We start from the raw sequence: 19,405 nt of genomic DNA, 5'->3' as shown, positions 1-19,405 counted from the left end.
CCACGACGCCGACGCGAGCGGTCCTGATGCTGGAGGACGGTCGCAGCTTCGTCGGCGAGGCGTACGGGGCGATCGGCGAGACCTTCGGCGAGGCCGTGTTCTCCACCGGGATGACCGGCTACCAGGAGACGCTGAGCGATCCGTCGTTCCACGGCCAAGTCGTCATCATGACCGCCCCGCACATCGGCAACACCGGCGTCAACGACGAGGACTACGAGTCCGAGCGGATCCAGGTCGCCGGGTTCGTCGTGCGTGACCCCGCCCGGCGGGCCTCCAACTGGCGCGCCCGGGGCACGCTCGACGACGAGCTGGCCGCGGCCGGTGTGGTGGGGATCAGCGGGATCGACACCCGGGCGCTGACCCGTCACCTGCGTGAGCTCGGCTCGATGCGGTGCGGGATCAGCAGCGTGCTCGACGCCGACGCCGACGCCGACGGTGGCCCGGTCGGCCCGGGCCCGGGTTCCGGCGCGGACGGCGAGCGGGCGGCGGCGCTCGACGCCCTGCTCGACCGGGTCCGCGCCTCCCCGGAGATGCTCGGCGCGGATCTCGCGCCCCGGGTCTCCACCCCTACCCCCTATGTGGTGGAGGCGGTGGCGGGCGCCGCGCTGTTCAAGGTCGCCGCGCTCGATCTCGGCATCAAGCGCGCGACGCCGGCCGCCATGGCCGCGCTGGGCTGCGAGGTGCATGTGCTGCCGGCCCGCACCACCGGCGAACAGCTGCTGGCGCTGGAACCGGACGGGGTGTTCCTGTCGAACGGTCCCGGCGATCCGGCGGCGGCGGACTATGCGGTTGACGCGCTGCGGACGGTGCTGCGGGCCGGTGTCCCGGTGTTCGGGATCTGTTTCGGGCACCAGCTGCTGGCCCGCGCTCTTGGCTTCGAGACGTACAAGCTCACCTACGGCCACCGCGGCGTGAACCAGCCGGTCGGGGATATGGCGACCGGGCGGATCGCGGTCACCAGCCAGAACCACGGCTTCGCCGTGCGGGCGCCGCTCACCGGGGTGACCGACACCCCGTTCGGCCGGGTGGTGGTCAGCCACCGCGGCCTCAACGACAACGTCGTCGAGGGATTGGAGTGTCTGGACGTGCCGGCCTTCAGCGTGCAGTTCCATCCGGAGGCCGCGCCGGGGCCGCATGATGCCTCCCCGTTGTTCGAGCGGTTCCGCGCTTTGATGGCGGACACCCGGGAGGGTGGCCGGGAGCGGAGTGAGCGATCTGTGCGGGAGGCCGGTCATGCCGAAGCATGAGGATCTGAGCAGCGTCCTGGTCCTCGGCTCCGGGCCGATCGTGATCGGCCAGGCGTGCGAGTTCGACTACTCGGGTACCCAGGCCTGCCGGGTGCTGCGCGCGGAGGGCCTGCGGGTCATCCTGGTCAACAGCAACCCGGCGACGATCATGACCGATCCGGAGATCGCGGACGCGACCTACGTCGAGCCGATCACCCCGGACATCGTCGCGAAGATCATCGAACGGGAGCGGCCCGACGCGATCCTGGCCACCATGGGTGGCCAGACCGCGCTGAACACCGCCGTCGCCCTGCACGACGCCGGTGTCCTGGACCGCTTCGGGGTCCGTCTGATCGGCGCGAATATCGACGCGATCCGCGCCGGGGAGGACCGTCAGGCGTTCAAGGACATCGTCGCCGCGGTCGGCGGCGAGACCGCGCGCAGCGCCATCTGCCACACCGTCGCCGAGTGCCTGACCGCCGGGGAGGAGTTCTCCTACCCGGTGGTCGTGCGACCCAGCTTCACCCTCGGCGGCGCCGGCAGCGGCTTCGCCCATGATTCCGGCGAGTTGCGCCGGATGGCGGCGGACGGACTGGCCGCGAGCCCGTCGACCGAGGTGCTGGTGGAGGAGTCGGTCCTCGGCTGGAAGGAGTACGAGCTCGAGCTGATGCGCGACCGCGCGGACAACGTGGTCGTGGTCTGCTCGATCGAGAACGTCGACCCGATGGGGGTGCACACCGGCGACTCGATCACGGTGGCGCCGGCGATGACCCTGACCGACCGCGAGTACCAGCGCATGCGGGACATGGCGATCGCGGTGATGCGGGCCGTCGGCGTCGACGCCGGCGGCTGCAACATCCAGTTCGCCGTCGACCCTGCGACGGGCCGGCAGGTGGTCATCGAGATGAACCCCCGGGTGTCGCGGTCCTCGGCGCTGGCGTCGAAGGCGACCGGCTTCCCGATCGCGAAGATCTCGGCGAAGCTCGCGCTCGGATACACCCTTGACGAGATCCCCAACGACATCACCCGCACCACGCCCGCGGCCTTCGAGCCGGCGCTGGACTACGTCGTGGTGAAGGTGCCGCGGTTCGCGTTCGAGAAGTTCCCCGGTGCCGACCCGACGCTCACGACGACGATGAAGTCCGTCGGCGAGGCGATGGGGGTTGGCCGCAGCTTCGCCGAGGCGCTGCAGAAGGCGCTGCGCTCGATGGAGGCCCCGGGCTCGGTGTTCTCCTTCGTCCCGCCCGAGGCGGACGCCGCCGACCTGCTGGAAGCCGCGCGGGTTCCCCACGACGGCCGGTTGCGTACCGTCCAGCAGGCGCTGCTTGCCGGCGCGGATCCCGACGAGGTCACCCGGGTCACCGGGATCGACCCGTGGTTCGTCGACCAGCTCGTCTTCCTCAACGAGACCGCGGCGATGATCAGCCGCAATCCGGCGGGCATCCGGCGGGCCAAGCGAGCCGGGTTCTCCGACGTCCAGCTCGCCGAGATCCTCGGCACCTCCGAGGACGTGGTCCGGGCGTTCCGCCACCGCACCGGCATCCGGCCGGTGTTCAAGACCGTCGACACCTGCGCGGCGGAGTTCGCCTCCGAGACCCCATACCACTACTCCGCCTACGACGCCGAGACCGAGGTCGCGCCGAGCGAACGGCCGCGGGTGATCGTGCTCGGCAGCGGGCCCAACCGCATCGGCCAGGGCATCGAGTTCGACTACGCCTGTTGTCATGCGGTGATGGCGCTTTCCGACGCCGGCTATGAGACCGTCATGGTCAACTGCAACCCGGAGACGGTGTCCACCGATTACGACACCGCCGACCGGCTCTACGTCGAGCCGTTGACGGTCGAGGACGTGCTTGAGGTCGTCCACGCCGAGCAGCAGGCCGGGCCGCTCGCCGGGGTAGTCGTCCAGCTCGGCGGGCAGACCCCCCTCGGCATCGCCGCGGCGCTCGCCGAGGCGGGCGTGCCCGTCGTGGGCACCCCGCCCAAGGCGATCCATCTGGCCGAGGACCGTGGGCTGTTCGGGCGTGTGCTGGCCCGGGCGGGCCTGCCCTCGCCGCCGCACGGGGTGGCGACCTCCTTCGCCGAGGCGCGCACGGTGGCCGAGCGGATCGGGTACCCGGTGCTGGTGCGGCCGTCCTACGTGCTCGGCGGGCGTGGCATGGAGATCGTCTACGACGACACGATGCTGCGCGACTACATCGATCGGGCCACCGCCATCTCCCCGGAACATCCGGTGCTCGTCGACCGGTTCCTCGACGACGCGGTGGAGATCGACGTTGACGCCCTCTACGACGGGGAGACGCTCTACCTCGCCGGGGTGATGGAGCACATCGAGGAGGCCGGGGTCCACTCGGGCGACTCGGCCTGCGCCCTGCCGCCGATCACGCTGGGCCGTTCGGAGCTCGACCGTATCCGGACGTCCACCGAGGCGATCGCGAAGGGCGTCGGGGTGCGGGGTCTGCTCAACGTCCAGTACGCCCTGCAGTCCGATGTGCTCTACGTCCTGGAGGCCAATCCCCGGGCGTCGCGGACCGTGCCGTTCGTCTCCAAGGCCACCACGGTGCCGCTGGCCAAGGCCGCCGCCCGGGTGATGCTCGGCGCGACCATCGACGAGCTGCGGGCCGAGGGCCTGCTGCCGCGCTCCGGCGACGGTGGCACCCTGCCGCTGGACTCGCACATCTCGGTCAAGGAGGCCGTGCTGCCCTTCGGGCGCTTCCGTGACGCCGGTGGCCGCGGCGTCGACACCGTCCTCGGGCCGGAGATGAAGTCGACCGGTGAGGTGATGGGCATCGACGACGGCTTCGGCACGGCGTACGCCAAGTCCCAGGCCGCCGCGTACGCCTCGCTGCCCACCTACGGCCGGGTGTTCGTCTCCGTGGCCAACCGGGACAAACGGGCGATGGTTTTTCCGATCAAGCGGCTCGCGGATCTCGGTTTCGTCGTCTACGCCACCGAGGGGACCGCGGACGTGTTGCGGCGCAACGGGGTCAAGGCGGTCGTCCTCGGCAAGCACTGGGCCCCCACCGAGGGGCTACTCGACTGTGTCGAGATGATCACATCCGGGCAGATCGACCTCGTCATCAACACCCCGTGGGGCGTCGGCCCGCGCCTGGACGGCTATGAGATCCGCACAGCCTGCGTGAGTGCCGGGGTTCCGTGCATCACCACGATCCAGGGTGCGGCGGCCTGCGTGCAGGGCGTGGAAGCGCTGGTACGGGGGGAGCTGGGGGTCCGATCGTTGCAGGAATACCACGCGGCGCTGCGGCAGGCGTGGGGCGGGGGACAACCGGGCGGCTCGCCGCCCGAATCCTCCGGCTCCGCGGCGTCTGAGTCCGCGGCGTCTGAGTCCGCGGCGCCTGAGTCCGCCGTGTTCGGACCGGCGGCCAGGAGGAGCGGATGAGCGCCGGCCGGAGGAGCTCCGGCGGGAGGAGCGCGGCCGCGCCCCGCTTCACCCCGCCGCGGGGCCGGGCGCCGCTGGCGGTCGCGCTGGATGCCCCGGACGCCGCGACCGCGCTGCGCTGGGCCGCCGCGGTCGCCCCCACCGTAGCCGTGCTGAAGATCGGTCTGGAGCTGTTCTACCGGGAGGGCCCGGCAATCGTGACGGCGCTGCGCGCGGCCGGCGTGCTCGCCGGGGCCGGCGGCGCGGCGGTCGCCGCGGGCGGCGCCGGGAGTGCCCCGGAGTTGTTCCTCGATCTCAAACTGCACGACATTCCCGCCACGGTCGCCGGGGGAATGCGCTCAATCACCCCGTTGGGCCCTCGTTTCGTGACCGTGCATGCGGCTGGGGGGGCGGCGATGATACGTGCGGCGATCGAGGCGGCCCCGGATGTCGAGGTAGCCGTCGTGACTGTACTCACCTCGCTGGATGTGGCGGCGCTCAGCGCGATCGGGCTCGCCGGACCCCCTTCCGACGCCGTCCGCAGGCTCGCCGTGCTTGCGGTCGAAGCCGGTGCGCGCACCCTGGTGTGCAGTCCGCGGGAGGTTCGAATGGTCCGTATGGAGCTTGGTAGCAATGTGACTCTCATCACTCCAGGCGTGCGACCGGCGGGGTCGGAAACCGGCGATCAGGCCCGAACCGCGACGCCGGAAGCTGCCCTTGTGGGGGGTTCTGACCTGGTCGTGGTGGGTCGCCCGATCACCGGTGCGCCCGACCCCGGGGTCGCCGCGAGGGCCGTCGCCGCAGGTCTCAGCGCTGCCGGCAGGGCTGCTGACCTGCTGTGACGCCGATGGGACCAGGGTGTGTTCGTCCTGGTGCGGTACGAAGCGGTACGGTGGGGCCGCCGTAGACCGAAAGGGTGCGGCACGAGTGGGCCACCCCTTTCGTCCGTCAAAGCCTTCTCTTGTGCTGACAATATGTTCGCATCAGAGTGTTATGGCCAAGGCTGGACTGAGGAGTCCCTTCCTCGCTAGTTTGCGCGGCGCGATCACCGAATTGAGGAGGCGTACCCGTGCCCCTGCCGCCCCTAACGCCCGAGCAGAGGGCCGCCGCCCTCGAGAAAGCAGCGTTGGCTCGTAAGCAGCGTGCGGAACTCAAGGAGCGGTTGAAGAAGGCGGAGACCACGCTGGCCGCCGTCCTGGAACAGGCCGAGGCTGATGAGGTCGTCGGCAAGATGAAGGTTTCGGCTGTTCTTGAGTCGCTTCCCGGAGTGGGGCGCGTACGCGCCCAGAAGATCCGGGAACGGCTCGGGATCAGTCCGACCCGCCGACTGCGAGGACTCGGCGCCAAGCAGCGTGCCGCACTCCTCGAGGAGTTCGGCATGGCCTGATCCGGTGGAGTGGGAAAACCACTCCGCCAGCCCGGATCATGGTTACGGCGGGTAGCGGCGTTGACGGGAGGGTGGCGTCACTCACATTCTTCCGGCGATGTTGCCCTTCCTTCCGGTCGGATCGGGGGGCGGCATTTCTTTAACCTCCCCCGATCCGGCCGTCCCCGGGAAACCAGTCCCGTCCTCGTGTCCTCTGGGGACTGATGACCGGGTGCGCGCCGACTGACTGAGAGGTCCTATCGTGGCGCCCATGGGTCTTACAGTGCTGTCCGGGCCGTCCGGAGTCGGGAAGGACACCGTCGTCGCGGCAGTCCGGGAACGTCACCCCGAGGTCTGGGTCTCGGTCAGCGCCACCACGCGGCCACCGCGTCCGGGTGAGACTGACGGTGTCGAGTACCACTTCGTCGACGCCGAGGAGTTCGCCCGGATGGTCAAGGCCGGGGAGTTCGTCGAGCACGCGATGTTTGCCGGACACGCCTACGGCACCCCCCGCCGTCCGCTTCTCGAAAGGCTCGCCGCGGGTGTGCCCTGCCTGCTGGAGATCGAGCTGCTGGGCGCCCGGCAGGTGCGCTCGGCGATGCCACAGGCCCGTTTCGTCTTCCTCGCCCCGCCCACCTTCGACGAGCTCGTCCGTCGGCTGACCGGTCGGGGGACCGAGTCACCCGAGGTCATCGCCCGCAGGCTGGACCGGGCGCGCATCGAACTCGCGGCCGAGACGGAGTTCGACGACGTGATCGTGAACGACGACGTGCGGTCCGCGGCAGCCCGCTTGGTAGCATTGATGATCGGCTCGTAGGTCCGGCCCACCGGTCGCCCGCGCAGCCGGCATCTCCGTACAGCCCACATGCCGTACAGCTTCCTCCGCGCAGCCCGCCCTGCCCCCGCGTAGCCTGCGCTCCGCACTGTCCGGACGGCGCAGCCGCCTTGGACGTCCCATTCCGGAAGGACATCGTGGCCGGTACCGTCGCCCATCCCGAAGGCATCACCAACCCCCCCATCGACGAGCTCCTCGAGGCGACCGACTCGAAGTACAGCCTGGTCATCTACGCGGCGAAGCGAGCTCGTCAGATCAACGCCTACTACTCGCAGCTCGGCGAGGGTCTGCTGGAGTACGTCGGCCCGCTGGTCGAGACGACCAACGCGCAGGAGAAGCCGCTGTCGATCGCGTTGCGTGAGATCAACGCCGGCCTGCTCACCCACGAGACCGTCGCCGACAGCCTCCCGCCGGTCTCCTGATGTAGGACCGATGACCGAGATGCCCGATGCGGAGCGCTCCGGCACCGGGTTGTCCGACCCTCGGCGTCCCCGGGTCGTGCTCGGTGTGGCGGGCGGCATCGCCGCCTACAAGGCGGTGGAGGTGCTCCGCCGGTTCACCGAGTCCGGCCACGAGGTCCGGGTGGTGCCCACGCCGTCGGCGCTGCGGTTCGTCGGCGCGACGACTTGGGCTGCGCTGTCGGGAAACCCGGTCACCACGGATGTGTGGGACGATGCGGACGAGGTCGCCCATGTCCGGATCGGCCGTGAGGCCGACCTCGTCCTCGTCGCGCCAGCCACCGCGGACCTGATGGCCCGCGCGGCCGCCGGGCGCGCCGACGACCTGCTCACCGGCACCCTGCTGACGGCGACCTGCCCGGTCGTCTACGCGCCGGCGATGCACACCGAGATGTGGCAGCACCCGGCCACCCGGGCGAACGTGGCGACCCTGCGGGCGCGGGGAGCGGTGGTGGTTGAGCCGGCGGTGGGCCGGCTGACCGGCGCCGACTCGGGTCCGGGCCGCCTGCCAGAGCCAGCGGAGATCGCCGCGCTCGGCATGGCGGTGCTGGCCCGGGGTGCGGCCGGGGTGCGGCCCGATCTTGCCGGCCGGCATGTCCTGGTCACGGCCGGCGGCACCCGGGAGTACCTCGACCCCGTCCGGTTCCTCGGCAACGCCTCGAGCGGCCGTCAGGGGTACGCCGTGGCCAGGGCTGCCGTGGTGCGGGGAGCCTCCGTCACGGTGGTGGCGGCGAACGTCGCGCTGCCCGAGGTCGCCGGCGCCCGCACGATCCCGGTCACCTCCGCGGCGCAGCTGCGCGATCGGGTCCACGAGGTCGCGCCCTCGGCGGACGTGGTCGTCATGGCGGCCGCGGTCGCTGACTTCCGCCCCGGGGCGCCGCAGGCCTACAAGATCAAGAAGGAGTCCGCGGCCCCGGGCTCCATCCCGCTCGTGGCGAATCCCGACGTGTTGGCCGAGCTGCTGGCGAACCGCCGGCCCGGTCAGGTCCTCGTCGGTTTCGCGGCCGAGACCGGCGGTCCCGGCGGCGGGGTACTCGACCACGCCCGGGCCAAACTGGCGCGCAAGCCGGTCGACCTGCTCGTGGTCAACGAGGTCGGCGCCGGCCTCGGATTCGGGGTGGAACACAACGCCGCCGTGGTACTGGACCCCCGCGGTGGCGAGACGGCGATCGAGCACACGAGCAAGGACCTCCTCGCGCATCGGATCCTCGACCTCGTGGTCGGCCTCACGGCCGATCGGACCGATGGAACGCCCGCGGAGGCGCTACGTGTACCCCTCGCGGCACCTCGGTAAGCTTCGTCGGAATCAGCCGGATCACCCAGGGGGTTAGTCCAGTGGCGACGCGCCTGTTCACGTCCGAGTCCGTCACCGAGGGGCATCCGGACAAGATCGCCGATCAGATCAGCGACTCGATTCTCGATGCCATGATCAAGGATGACCCGAAGAGCCGGGTCGCCGTGGAGACGCTCATCACGACGGGTCAGGTCCACGTCGCCGGCGAGGTCACCACGAAGACCTACGTCGACATCGCCTCCGTCGTCCGCGAGCGCATCCTGGAGATCGGTTACGACTCCTCCAAGAAGGGCTTCGACGGCGCGTCCTGCGGCGTCAGCGTGTCGATCGGCGCGCAGTCCCCGGACATCGCCCAGGGCGTCGACACGGCGCACGAGACTCGCGTCGAGGGTTCCGCCGACGACGAGTTCGACCGGCAGGGCGCCGGCGACCAGGGCCTGATGTTCGGGTTCGCCTGCGACGAGACCCCCGAGCTCATGCCGCTGCCGATCGCGCTGGCGCACCGCCTCGCCAGGCGGCTGTCCGCGGTCCGCAAGGAGGGCCAGATCGGCTACCTGCGGCCGGACGGCAAGACCCAGGTGACCATCGAGTACGTCGACGGGAAGCCGGCCCGGCTCGACACGGTCGTCGTCTCCTCGCAGCACGCCGCCGACATCGACCTGGACACCCTGCTCGCGCCGGACATCGCCGAGTACGTCGTCGAGCCGGAGCTGGCCCTGCTCGAGATCGCCACCGAGGGGCGCCGGCTGCTGGTCAACCCGACCGGCCGGTTCGAGATCGGCGGCCCGATGGGTGACGCCGGCCTGACCGGCCGTAAGATCATCGTCGACACCTACGGCGGTTACGCCCGCCACGGCGGTGGTGCCTTCTCCGGCAAGGACCCGTCCAAGGTCGACCGCTCCGCCGCGTACGCGATGCGCTGGGTCGCAAAGAACGTCGTCGCCGCGGGTCTCGCCAGCCGCTGCGAGGTCCAGGTGGCGTACGCGATCGGCAAGGCGCAGCCGGTCGGCCTGTTCGTGGAGACCTTCGGCACCGGAACCGTCCCGGACATCCAGATCCAGGACGCGGTGACGAGCGTGTTCGACCTCCGTCCCGCCGCGATCATCCGGGATCTGGACCTGCTGCGGCCGGTCTACGCCCAGACGGCCGCCTACGGCCACTTCGGTCGCCCCGAGCTCGATTTCACCTGGGAGTCCACCGCACGCGCCGAGGCTCTCCAGCGCGCCGTCAAGGGCTGACCCGACACTCCTCTCTCGGTCCCCGTGGGATCTCCCCGATCCCCTCCCGGGACCCCTGGCCCGCGGGTCCCGGGAGGGGATCGGGGGATCGGGGAGAGCGTGTCCCGCCGGTCGCTGTTCCGGCGGGGGAACGGGGTCGAAGGATGTCGTAGGCGGCTGGTACGAATGCCGTCATGACCGAGCACCCCGGCACCCTCCCCGGCCTCAGCCCGTCAGCGGTCGGCCGGGCAGAGGTCGGGTCGGGGGCTTCCCGGTCGGGGGCTTCCCGGTCGGGAGTTTCGCGCTCCGCGGGTTCCGGTTCGCCGCGGCCGCTCGCCGCGCGGCTGCCGGTGGCGCGGGTTGCCGTCGACACTGCGCTCGCCCATCTCGACCGTCCCTTCGACTACCTCGTGCCGGCGGACCTGGCTGACCTGGCGGTGCCGGGATCCCGGGTCCGGGTCCGGTTCGCGGGCCGGCTGGTCGACGGGTTCGTGCTGGAGCGTCGCGAGAGTTCCGACCATTCCGGTCAGCTCGCGCCGCTGGCCCGGTCGATCTCGCCGGAGCCTGTGCTGTCCGAGCCCGTCGCGAAACTCGCCCGCGCGGTTGCCGATCGTTACGCCGGCACGCTGGCCGACGTCCTCCGGCTCGCCGTGCCTCCCCGCCACGGCCGGGCGGAGGCTGCCTCACCGAGGCCCGAGGTCGTTTCGCCGGGTCCTGCGGCTGTCGCACCGGGGCTTGAGGCCGTGCCGCCGGAACCCGGCGAGTGGGGCCGCTATCCCACGGGTCCGTCGCTGCTCACCGCCCTGGCGGCGGGCAGGTCACCAAGGGCGGTCTGGTGGGCCCCGCCCGGCCCCGCCTGGCCGGAGATGATCGCCGCCGCGGCCGCCGCCACGGCGGTGTCCGGTCGCGGCGTACTCGTCGTCGTACCCGATCATCGTGATGTCGACCGGGTCGAGGCGGCGATGGTCGCCGCGGTCGGTCGGGAGACCACCGTCGCACTGCGGGCCGATCTCGGCCCGGCCCGGCGATATCGCGCGTTCCTCGCGGTCAGTCGCGGACAGGCGCGGGCGGTGGTGGGTACCCGCGCGGCGATGTTCGCGCCCGTGGCCGAGCTTGGCCTGGTGGTGGTGTGGGATGACGGTGACGACCTGCATGCCGAGCCGTTGGCCCCGTACCCGCACGCCCGAGACGTCGCCGTCCTGCGCTCCCGGCTCCAGGGGTGCGCGCTCGTGATCGGCGGGTTCTGCCCGTCGACGGATGCCGAGGCGCTGGTGCGCACGGGGTGGGCGCACCCGGTGGTGCCGCCCCGGGAGCAGGTGCGCGCGCTGGCTCCCCGGGTCGAGGCCACCGGCTCCGACCTCGAACACGCCCGTGACCCCGCCGCCCGGGCGGCGAGGCTGCCCTCCCTCGCGGTGCGGACCGCCCGGGATGCGCTGGCGGCCGGTCTGCCGGTACTGGTCCAGGTGCCGAGGAGGGGATACCAGCCGTCACTGGCCTGCGCGGACTGCCGGCGGCCCGCCCGGTGCCCGCACTGTCAGGGGCCGCTGGGCCGGGCGGCGGGCGGCGGTGCGCTCTCCTGCCGGTGGTGCGGCCGTCCGGTCGCCGCGGCGGTCTGGCACTGCCCGTCCTGTTCGGGCCCGCGGCTGCGCGCCTCGGTAACGGGAGATCGTCGCACGGCGGAGGAACTGGGGCGGGCCTTTCCGGGCGTTCCGGTCCGCACCTCCGGCCGGGGCGGGGTGCTCGCCACCGTGCCCGCAGAACCGGCCCTTGTCATCTCGACCCCGGGGGCGGAGCCCGTGGCGGACGGCGGCTACGGGGCGGTGCTGCTCCTCGACGGCTGGGCTCTGCTGGGCCGTCCCGACCTGCGCGCGGGGGAGGAGACTCTGCGCCGGTGGACCGCCGCCGCCGCGCTCGCCCGGCCCGCCGCGCGCGGGGGGCGGGTCATCGTCGCGGCCGATGCCGGACTAGGGCCGGTCCAGGCGCTCGTCCGTTGGGATCCCGGCACGTTCGTCGCCCGGGAAGCCGACGAGCGGGCGGAGCTGGGGTTCCCGCCGGCGACCCGGATGGCGTCCGTAGCGGGTACCGCCGCGGCGGTCGCGGAGCTGCTGGCCGCCGTCGAGCTTCCCGACGGCGCCGATGTGCTCGGGCCGGTACCGCTGCCCCCCGCACCATCCGCGCGGGCCGTTCCCGACGGCGCGAACCAGGGCGATTCGTCTGCCGTGGGTGCCGGGCGGCGCGGCCCCGACAGCGCCATCTCCGGCCCCGAGGAGATCGAACGGGTCCTGATCCGGGTCCGGCGCGAGCGCGGTGCGGCCCTCGCGGCCTCGCTGCGATCCGCTCGCGGCGTCCTCGCGACCCGGCGAACCACCGGCCGGTTACGGATCCAGCTCGATCCCCTGATCCTCGGGTAGCGCCGGCATGGTCTGGTTCGCACCGCATACCACGGCCCGGGTACGCGCCATGGCTCATGATCTTCGGCCGCGGGCCCGGTCCGGACCGCGGCCGTCCGCCATCTCCGAGCGTCGGCGGGGTACGGTCATCGGCGGCGACAGGCCTGTGGACGTCAGCCCGTACTCCCCGGCCGGAGAACGGCGGGATGCTCCCGGCCCGGTCGGACACCTCGGATCGATGACCCCCGGAGACGGTCACGGCGTCGGCAATGACGTCGCGACGGATCGGTGCTTCGCGTATGCGTCTTGTTTTCGCCGGTACCCCGGCGGTGGCTCTGCCCAGCCTGCGGGCGTTGATCGACAGCCCGCGCCATGACGTGGTCGCGGTTGTCACCCGGCCCGATCGGCCCTCCGGGCGGGGGCGGAAGGTGAAGCCGCCCCCCGTCCACGTCCTGGCCGACGAGGCCGGCATCCCGGTGCTCAGCCCGGACCGGCCCCGGGACCCGGAGTTCCTGGCCACGCTCGCCGGCCTCGCGCCCGACTGCTGCCCGGTGGTGGCCTACGGCGCGTTGCTACCGCCCGCGGCGCTCGCCATTCCCCGCCACGGTTGGGTGAACCTGCACTTCTCCCTGCTGCCGGCCTACCGCGGGGCGGCTCCGGTGCAGCGCACCCTGCTCGCCGGGGACGACCTGACCGGCGCGAGCGTCTTCCAGATCGAACCGGCGATGGACTCCGGTCCGGTCTACGGTGTCCTCACCGAGCGGGTTCGGCCGACGGACACCTCCGGTGACCTGCTGGACCGGCTCGCCGAGGCCGGCGCCGGGCTGCTGGTCGCGGTGATGGACGGCATCGCCGACGGGACGGTGCGGCCCGTGGCCCAGCCCGCCGAGGGGATCTCCTTCGCGCCGAAGCTGACCGCCGAGGAGGCCCGGATCGACTGGACGAAGCCGGCGATCGCGGTGGATCGGCTGGCGAGGGCCGCCACTCCCGCGCCGGGAGCCTGGACGACGTTTCGCGACCGGCGGCTCAAGATCGGTCCGGTGCGCCTCGGTGCGGTGTCCGGCCGGCCGGCCGGGCCGGTAGCGCTGCCCACCGGGCTGCCGGCGGGGGGGCTGCCGGCGGGGCAGATCATGGTGCTCCCCGGCGGGGACGTGGCGGTCGGCACGGGCACGAGCCCGGTGCTCCTCGGCGAGGTGCGTCCCGAGGGGCGAGGCCCGATGGCGGCCGCGGCCTGGGCCCGCGGGGTCCGGATCGCCAAGGGGGAGACCCTCGGCGCGATCGGCGCGATGCCGGTCAGTGGAGGAACGTCGTGAGATCGGCCGGTTCGCCGGGCACCCGTGGGCCCCGGCCAGCGTCAGGCGTCGACCGGCCGCGGTTGCTGGCCTGGGAGGTGCTGCGGGCGGTGGACGAGCGCGGCTCCTACGCCAACCTGCTGCTGCCGTCCCTGTTGGCGGGCAGCGGGCTGTCCGCCCGGGACCGCGGGTTCGTCACGGAGCTCGCCTACGGCTCCCTGCGTGCGCAGGGCACCCTCGACGGGGTGCTCGACACGGCGACGAGTCGACCCGTCCACACCATCGACCCGCCGGTGCGCGACGCGCTGCGCCTGGGCGCCTACCAGCTGCTGCGGACCAGGGTCCCGGCCCACGCAGCCGTGGCCAGCACCGTCGAGCTGGTCCGCACGACGAGTGGCGAGCGCCCGGTCCGCTTCGCGAACGCCGTGCTGCGTCGGGTGGCCGCCCGGGTGGCCGAGACCGGCGGCGATCTCGCCACGATGCTGTCCGCGCCGCGGTTCGACGTCGACCCTGTCGGTCACCTGGCGGTCGTGACGACGCATCCCCGCTGGATCGTCGAGGTCGTCGCGGAGGCCCTGGCCGGCGACCTCACGGCGACCCGCGCCGCGCTGGAGGCAGACGACGTCCGACCCGCGGTACACCTGGTCGCCCGTCCGGGCCGGGTCGACCGTGACCGGCTGCTCGCCGAGGCCGCGCAGGCAGGTCTGACCGCCCGAGTCGGCCCCTACTCGCCGTATGCGGTACGCCTCGACGGCGGGGACCCGGCGGGGTTGCCCGCCGTGGCCGCGGGCGCGGCCGCCGTGCAGGACGAGGGCAGCCAGCTCGTCACCCTGGCCCTGGCCCGCGCGGTGACGGTGGGCCGTGACCTCGGGCTGACCATCGACCTGTGCGCGGGCCCCGGCGGGAAGGCGGCCCTGCTCGCCGCGCTGCTCGGCGGCTCCGCCCCATCGGACGGGCCGGGTCTGCCGGACGGGCCGGGTCTGCCGGACGGGCCGGGTCTGATCGCGGTCGAGCCCCGGGCGACCCGGGCGGCCATGGTGGCCCGGTCCCTGGGCGACGCGGCGCGGGCCTGGACGGTACGCGCCGACGGCCGGGCGGTGCCGCTGCGGCCCGATGGAGCCGACCGGGTGCTGGTCGACGTCCCCTGCACCGGCCTCGGAGCACTGCGGCGCCGGCCGGAGGCCCGATGGCGGCGGACCTCGGCCGATGTGGCCGCGCTCGTCCCGCTCCAGCGTGCGCTGCTCGTCGCCGCGCTCGACCTGGTCCGCCCGGGCGGGGTGGTGGCGTACGCGACCTGTTCCCCGCATCCGGCCGAGACCGTCGAGGTGGTGCGTGGCGTGGCCGGACAACGCGCCGACACCTCCATCCTCGATGCCCGCCTGACCCTGCCGGAGGTCGACCGGCTCGGTGACGGCCCGTTCGTCCAGCTCTGGCCGCATCTCCATGGCACGGATGCGATGTTCGTCGCCCTGCTGCGCCGGGTCGACAGCTGAGGCGTCGGACCCGGGAGCCGATACCCTCGCGAAATGGCCACCGCCCAGATCTACCCCAGCCTGCTCGCCGCCGACTTCGGCCGGATCGCCGACGCGGCCCTGGCGGTCGAGGGGCAGGCCGACTGGCTGCACGTCGACGTGATGGACTACCACTTCGTCCCGAACCTGGCGTTCGCGCCGGACACGGTGACGGCCCTGCGCGCGGTGACGGATACTCCGCTTGACTGCCATCTCATGATCGACGATCCCGACCGCTGGGCGGCCGGGTACGCCGAGCGCGGCGCGGCGAACGTCACCATTCACGCCGAGGCCGTGTCCGACCTGCCCCGCACCACCAGGGCGATCCGGGCGGCCGGGGCCCGCACCGGCCTCGCTGTGAAGCCGAACACCCCGGTCGAGCACTATCTCGATGACCTGCACCGGTTCGACCTGCTGCTGCTGATGACCATCGAGCCGGGTTTCGGCGGTCAGACGTTCATGACCGAGGTGTTGCCGAAGATCGAGGCCGCCCGGCGCCTGCTCGACGCCCGTGGGCTGGACCTGTGGCTGCAGATCGACGGCGGGGTCAACGCCGGGACGATCGAGCGGGCCGCGGTGGCGGGTGTGGACGTGTTCGTCGCCGGCACGGCCGTCTTCGGGGCGGCCGATCCGGGCCAGGCCGTCGAGCGGCTGCGTGAGCAGGCGCTGCGGGCGGCGCCCCGGCTGTCCCCGCCCGCGCCACGCTCGGCGGTCGGGCCGGCGTGACCGCGTCCGGCGGCTTCACCGGCGTCCGGCGGCTTCACCGGCGTCCGGCGGCTTCACCGGCGTCCGGCGGCTTCATATGCCAGACTTGAGGCAGTACAACCAGCAGCACGCGCGCTCCGGGGTCGGTGAAATTCCGAACCGGCGGTGACAGTCCGCGACCCGTCCGCAGGTACTGGGACGGCTGACCCGGTGGAATTCCGGGACCGACGGTGAAAGTCCGGATGGGAGGACGCGCGCGGGCCGAGTGCCCGCGGTGGTCGTTGACCGCTCGCGGGCGCGTGTCGGCGTGAGCGTGCCGGCGTGGTCCCGCGTGGTTTTTCCTCGCCCAGGGTGCGGGTGCCCGGGAGCGAGGGGCACGGGTCGGATGTTTACCGGCATCGTTGAAGAACTTGGCGTGGTGACCGCGGTGGATGCGCGGTCGGAGTCGGCGGCACTCACCATCGCCTGTCAGACGGTTCTGGGTGATGTGAGTCACGGCGCGTCCATCGCCGTCAACGGTGTCTGTCTCACGGTGACTTCCTTCGCCCGCCCGGGGCTCGACGGGGGCGCCGAGACCGCTACGGCCGGCGGCCCACCCGGCACAACGGACGGCCCGTCGGCGTTCACTGCTGACGTGATGCGAGAGACGCTGGTGCGTTCCTCTCTTGGGAAGCTCGCCGTCGGTGACCGGGTGAATCTCGAACGTCCCGTCCGGCTGGCGGACCGGCTGGGAGGCCACCTGGTCCAGGGGCACGTCGACGGCGTCGGTACGGTCCTCGACCGGCAGCCCGGTGAGGGCTGGGAGTTCGTGCGCGTCGCGCTCCCCGAGGGGCTTGACCGCTACCTCGTGGAGAAGGGCTCGGTGACGGTGGACGGGGTGAGCCTGACCGTCGTCGACATCTCGCCGGCCGGTGGCGACTCACCGGCCACCTTCACGGTCAGCCTGATCCCCACCACGCTCGAACTGACCACGCTGGGTCGCCGTGCGCCGGGTTCCCTGGTCAACATCGAGGTCGACGTGCTGGCCAAGTACGTCGAGAAGCTGCATGCCGGCCCCATCGAACCGAACGGACGACACCGATGACGACATCCGCGGCCGGCGCCTCCTCGACGGCCACCCTTCCCGCCGGTGCCCTTCCCGCCGGCTATGCCGACGTGCGGTTCGCCGCCATCGAGGACGCGCTCGCCGAGATCGCCGCCGGCCGCCCGCTCGTCGTCGTCGACGACGCCGACCGGGAGAACGAGGGTGATCTGATCTTCGCGGCGGAGGCCGCGACACCCGAGCTGGTCGCGTTCATGACGCGGTACACCTCCGGTGTGATCTGCGTGCCGATGGACGCCGCCGACACCGACCGGCTCGAACTGGACCAGATGGTCCCGCACAACACCGAGCGGATGGGCACCGCGTTCACCATCACCGTGGACGCCCGCGACGGCGTCTCCACCGGGATCTCCGCCGCCGACCGGGCCCGCACCATCCGGTTGCTGGCCGACCCGCGGACCACGCCCGGCGACCTGAGCCGGCCGGGCCACATCTTCCCGCTGCGGGCCAAGGACGGCGGGGTGCTGCGCCGCCCCGGCCACACCGAGGCCGCGGTCGACCTGGCCCGGCTCGCCGGGCTGCGGCCGGCCGGTGCGATCTGCGAGATCGTGAACGATGACGGGACGATGGCCCGGCTTCCCCGGCTCGCCGAGTTCGCCCGCGAGCACGGGCTGCTGCTGATCTCCATCGCCGATCTCATCGCTTACCGTCGGCGGACCGAGAAGCAGGTGGTGCGGGTCGCGGAGGCGTCGCTTCCGACGCGTTACGGGGCGTTCCGGGCGGTCGGATTCCGCAACATCCTCGACGGCGTCGAACACATCGCGTTGATCCGCGGCGAGCTCGGTGACGGCGAGGACGTGCTGGTCCGGGTGCACAGCGAATGCCTCACCGGGGACGTCTTCGGCTCCCGGCGCTGCGACTGCGGAACCCAGCTCGACGCGGCACTGCGCATAATCGCGACCGAGGGGCGCGGAGTGGTGCTCTACATGCGGGGCCACGAGGGCCGGGGCATCGGCCTGATGCACAAGCTGCGGGCCTACCAGTTGCAGGACGCCGGCCACGACACCGTCGACGCCAACCTCGCGCTGGGCCTGCCGGCCGACGCCCGTGACTACGGCACCGGGGCCCAGATCCTGGTCGACCTCGGCGTGCGCGGCATCCGGCTGCTGTCCAACAATCCGACGAAGCGGGCCGGGCTGGAGGGCTACGGCCTGCGCATCGTCGAACTCATCGGGATGCCGGTCACCCAGACGCCGGAGAACCTGCGCTACCTGACCACCAAGCGGGACCGGATGGGACACGTCATTCCCGGTCTGCCCGGCATTCCCGGTCTGCCCGGCATTCCCGGTCTGCCCGGCATTCCCGGTCCGCCAGGCCTTCCGGGTCCACCCGGCCTGTCCGATCTGCCTAGGGCCGTGGGCGAGGACGAGCCGGCCGGCTCGCGCTGGATCCCGGGGGCGCCGAGGGCGCCGAGGGTGCCCGTCACCTCCGGCTGCACGGCTGTCGCGGGCCCGGGTACGTCCGCCGGGGTTGACTGTGCCGAGGGGGAGGGTCTGTGAGCGGCCTCGGGGCTCCCGCGGAGGTGCTTCCGCCCGTCGAGGGCATGCGGTTGGCGGTGGTCGCCACCCGGTGGCACGCCGAGATCACCGATGCGCTGCTCGCTGGCGCGCTGCGCGCCGCGAAGGACGCGGGCCTCGCGGCGGCACCCGCCGTCGTGCGGGTCTCCGGTGCGGTCGAGCTTCCCGTGATCGCCGCCGCGTTGGCGGCGCGGCATGACGCCGTCGTCGCCCTCGGTGTCGTCATCCGGGGCGGCACCCCCCACTTCGACTACGTCTGTCAGTTCGTTACCGCGGGGCTCGCCCGCGTCACCCTCGACGCCCGCGTCCCCGTCGGCTTCGGCGTGCTCACCTGCGACACCGTCGAGCAGGCCCGGGACCGCGCCGGGCTGCCCGGGTCCAGCGAGGACAAGGGCCGGGAGGCGACCCTGGCCGCGCTGGACACCGCCGCGGTGCTGCGCGATCTGGAACTCGCCGGCTGAGCTTCCAGGCCGTCACCGACCGAAACGTTCCGCATCAGGAGTTCACACACACGGTGCGAGGCCGATCCGTCCGCGTGACATGCTCTCGGTATGGTGTTGCCGTCACATGGCGATTCGAAGTGGATCGGGTGTGCCGGTCGTGTGTTCGCTGCTCGTGGCTCTGATTCCGGCTGTCCCGATCAGTCCGGTGCTCTTGTCGGGACGGCCGGTTACACGAGACTGTGGTCTCACGTCGTATCGGTGCCCTTGCGCTCTGGCGTCATACTTCGCGGTGGGATCGGCGGAGGTCCCGTCGGCCGGCACACATGGGGGCGGGGGTGGCGCGGATGGTAAGTCACGGTGGGAGTTGGAACGGTGACGAGGCGTTGGCGTCGACCGGCCCGGTCGGGGGGAATCCGGAGGCCGGGGAACGGATCGCGGGCGGCCCCGGCCGGCGGGATCCCGACGCGACCGAACCGGGTGGTGGCGGGGACGCGCGCCCCATCTCGCTGCTTGGCCTACGACTGACCGAGCCTCAGGCACCCCGTAACGCGCTGGTTACCCGTCGTCCCGCCCGATCACGTCCGGGCGGGACCCGTTCGGAGCCCGGTACCGGTCGGACAGGGGGCCCTTCCGGGGGGCGCGGGAGCACGGCAGGCCCGCCGCCCACCCC

15 protein-coding genes and 1 riboswitch are annotated in these 19,405 nt (G+C 72.5%); all 15 genes read left to right on the top strand.

Going from position 1 to position 19,405, the window contains the following annotated elements:
• Positions 1-26 precede the first annotated feature (26 nt).
• The 15 genes from carA (at position 27) to ribH (ending at position 18,753) form a co-directional block, all read left to right on the top strand.
• Positions 27-1,247: a glutamine-hydrolyzing carbamoyl-phosphate synthase small subunit gene (gene carA, locus AC08OO_RS09005; protein WP_476610512.1), complete on the top strand. Its 1,221-nt coding sequence runs from the start codon at positions 27-29 to the stop codon at positions 1,245-1,247.
• Entirely contained in the window at positions 1,234-4,626 is a 3,393-nt protein-coding gene (carB, locus tag AC08OO_RS09000) for a carbamoyl-phosphate synthase large subunit (RefSeq protein WP_476618408.1), read from the top strand. The genes carA and carB overlap by 14 nt, the downstream gene beginning before the upstream one ends.
• Positions 4,623-5,447 (top strand): orotidine-5'-phosphate decarboxylase, encoded by an 825-nt coding sequence (pyrF, locus tag AC08OO_RS08995; protein WP_476610507.1) that lies wholly within the window; start codon positions 4,623-4,625, stop codon positions 5,445-5,447. The genes carB and pyrF overlap by 4 nt, the downstream gene beginning before the upstream one ends.
• Positions 5,448-5,674: 227 nt before the next feature.
• Entirely contained in the window at positions 5,675-5,992 is a 318-nt protein-coding gene (mihF, locus tag AC08OO_RS08990) for an integration host factor, actinobacterial type (protein WP_011437581.1), read from the top strand.
• A 250-nt stretch (positions 5,993-6,242) separates the two neighbouring features.
• A complete protein-coding gene (gene gmk, locus AC08OO_RS08985) occupies positions 6,243-6,788 on the top strand; it encodes a guanylate kinase (protein WP_035733409.1) in 546 nt (181 codons plus the stop codon).
• A gap of 155 nt (positions 6,789-6,943) precedes the next feature.
• The gene (gene rpoZ / locus AC08OO_RS08980) at positions 6,944-7,228 is read left to right on the top strand and encodes a DNA-directed RNA polymerase subunit omega (protein ID WP_476606491.1); all 285 of its coding nucleotides are present in this window, start codon (positions 6,944-6,946) and stop codon (positions 7,226-7,228) included.
• A gap of 19 nt (positions 7,229-7,247) precedes the next feature.
• Entirely contained in the window at positions 7,248-8,558 is a 1,311-nt protein-coding gene (coaBC, locus tag AC08OO_RS08975; protein ID WP_476610511.1) for a bifunctional phosphopantothenoylcysteine decarboxylase/phosphopantothenate--cysteine ligase CoaBC, read from the top strand.
• A 41-nt stretch (positions 8,559-8,599) separates the two neighbouring features.
• A complete protein-coding gene (gene metK, locus AC08OO_RS08970) occupies positions 8,600-9,796 on the top strand; it encodes a methionine adenosyltransferase (protein ID WP_011437577.1) in 1,197 nt (398 codons plus the stop codon).
• A gap of 173 nt (positions 9,797-9,969) precedes the next feature.
• On the top strand, positions 9,970-12,186 hold the full coding sequence (locus AC08OO_RS08965) for a primosomal protein N' (protein WP_476610506.1): 2,217 nt from the start codon (positions 9,970-9,972) through the stop codon (positions 12,184-12,186).
• Between the two features lie 278 nt (positions 12,187-12,464).
• A complete protein-coding gene (fmt, locus tag AC08OO_RS08960) occupies positions 12,465-13,478 on the top strand; it encodes a methionyl-tRNA formyltransferase (RefSeq protein WP_476607701.1) in 1,014 nt (337 codons plus the stop codon).
• A complete protein-coding gene (locus tag AC08OO_RS08955; protein ID WP_476610505.1) occupies positions 13,475-14,950 on the top strand; it encodes an RsmB/NOP family class I SAM-dependent RNA methyltransferase in 1,476 nt (491 codons plus the stop codon). Before fmt ends, AC08OO_RS08955 begins: the two co-directional genes overlap by 4 nt.
• Positions 14,951-14,983: 33 nt before the next feature.
• Entirely contained in the window at positions 14,984-15,694 is a 711-nt protein-coding gene (gene rpe / locus AC08OO_RS08950) for a ribulose-phosphate 3-epimerase (protein WP_011437573.1), read from the top strand.
• A 107-nt stretch (positions 15,695-15,801) separates the two neighbouring features.
• A riboswitch (FMN riboswitch) is annotated at positions 15,802-15,931 on the top strand.
• A 127-nt stretch (positions 15,932-16,058) separates the two neighbouring features.
• Positions 16,059-16,757, top strand: coding sequence for a riboflavin synthase (locus AC08OO_RS08945; protein WP_476607698.1), 699 nt, complete (start codon positions 16,059-16,061; stop codon positions 16,755-16,757).
• Positions 16,754-18,274, top strand: a complete 1,521-nt coding sequence (locus tag AC08OO_RS08940) for a bifunctional 3,4-dihydroxy-2-butanone-4-phosphate synthase/GTP cyclohydrolase II (RefSeq protein ID WP_476610504.1) — start codon at positions 16,754-16,756, stop codon at positions 18,272-18,274. Before AC08OO_RS08945 ends, AC08OO_RS08940 begins: the two co-directional genes overlap by 4 nt.
• Positions 18,271-18,753, top strand: coding sequence for a 6,7-dimethyl-8-ribityllumazine synthase (gene ribH, locus AC08OO_RS08935; protein ID WP_476607696.1), 483 nt, complete (start codon positions 18,271-18,273; stop codon positions 18,751-18,753). Before AC08OO_RS08940 ends, ribH begins: the two co-directional genes overlap by 4 nt.
• Positions 18,754-19,405 lie beyond the last annotated feature (652 nt).

Source organism: Frankia sp. CeCAU1, assembly GCF_977971845.1.
Note: the sequence above shows the minus strand (reverse complement) of the source record. Positions and strands in the feature narration are given on the sequence as shown.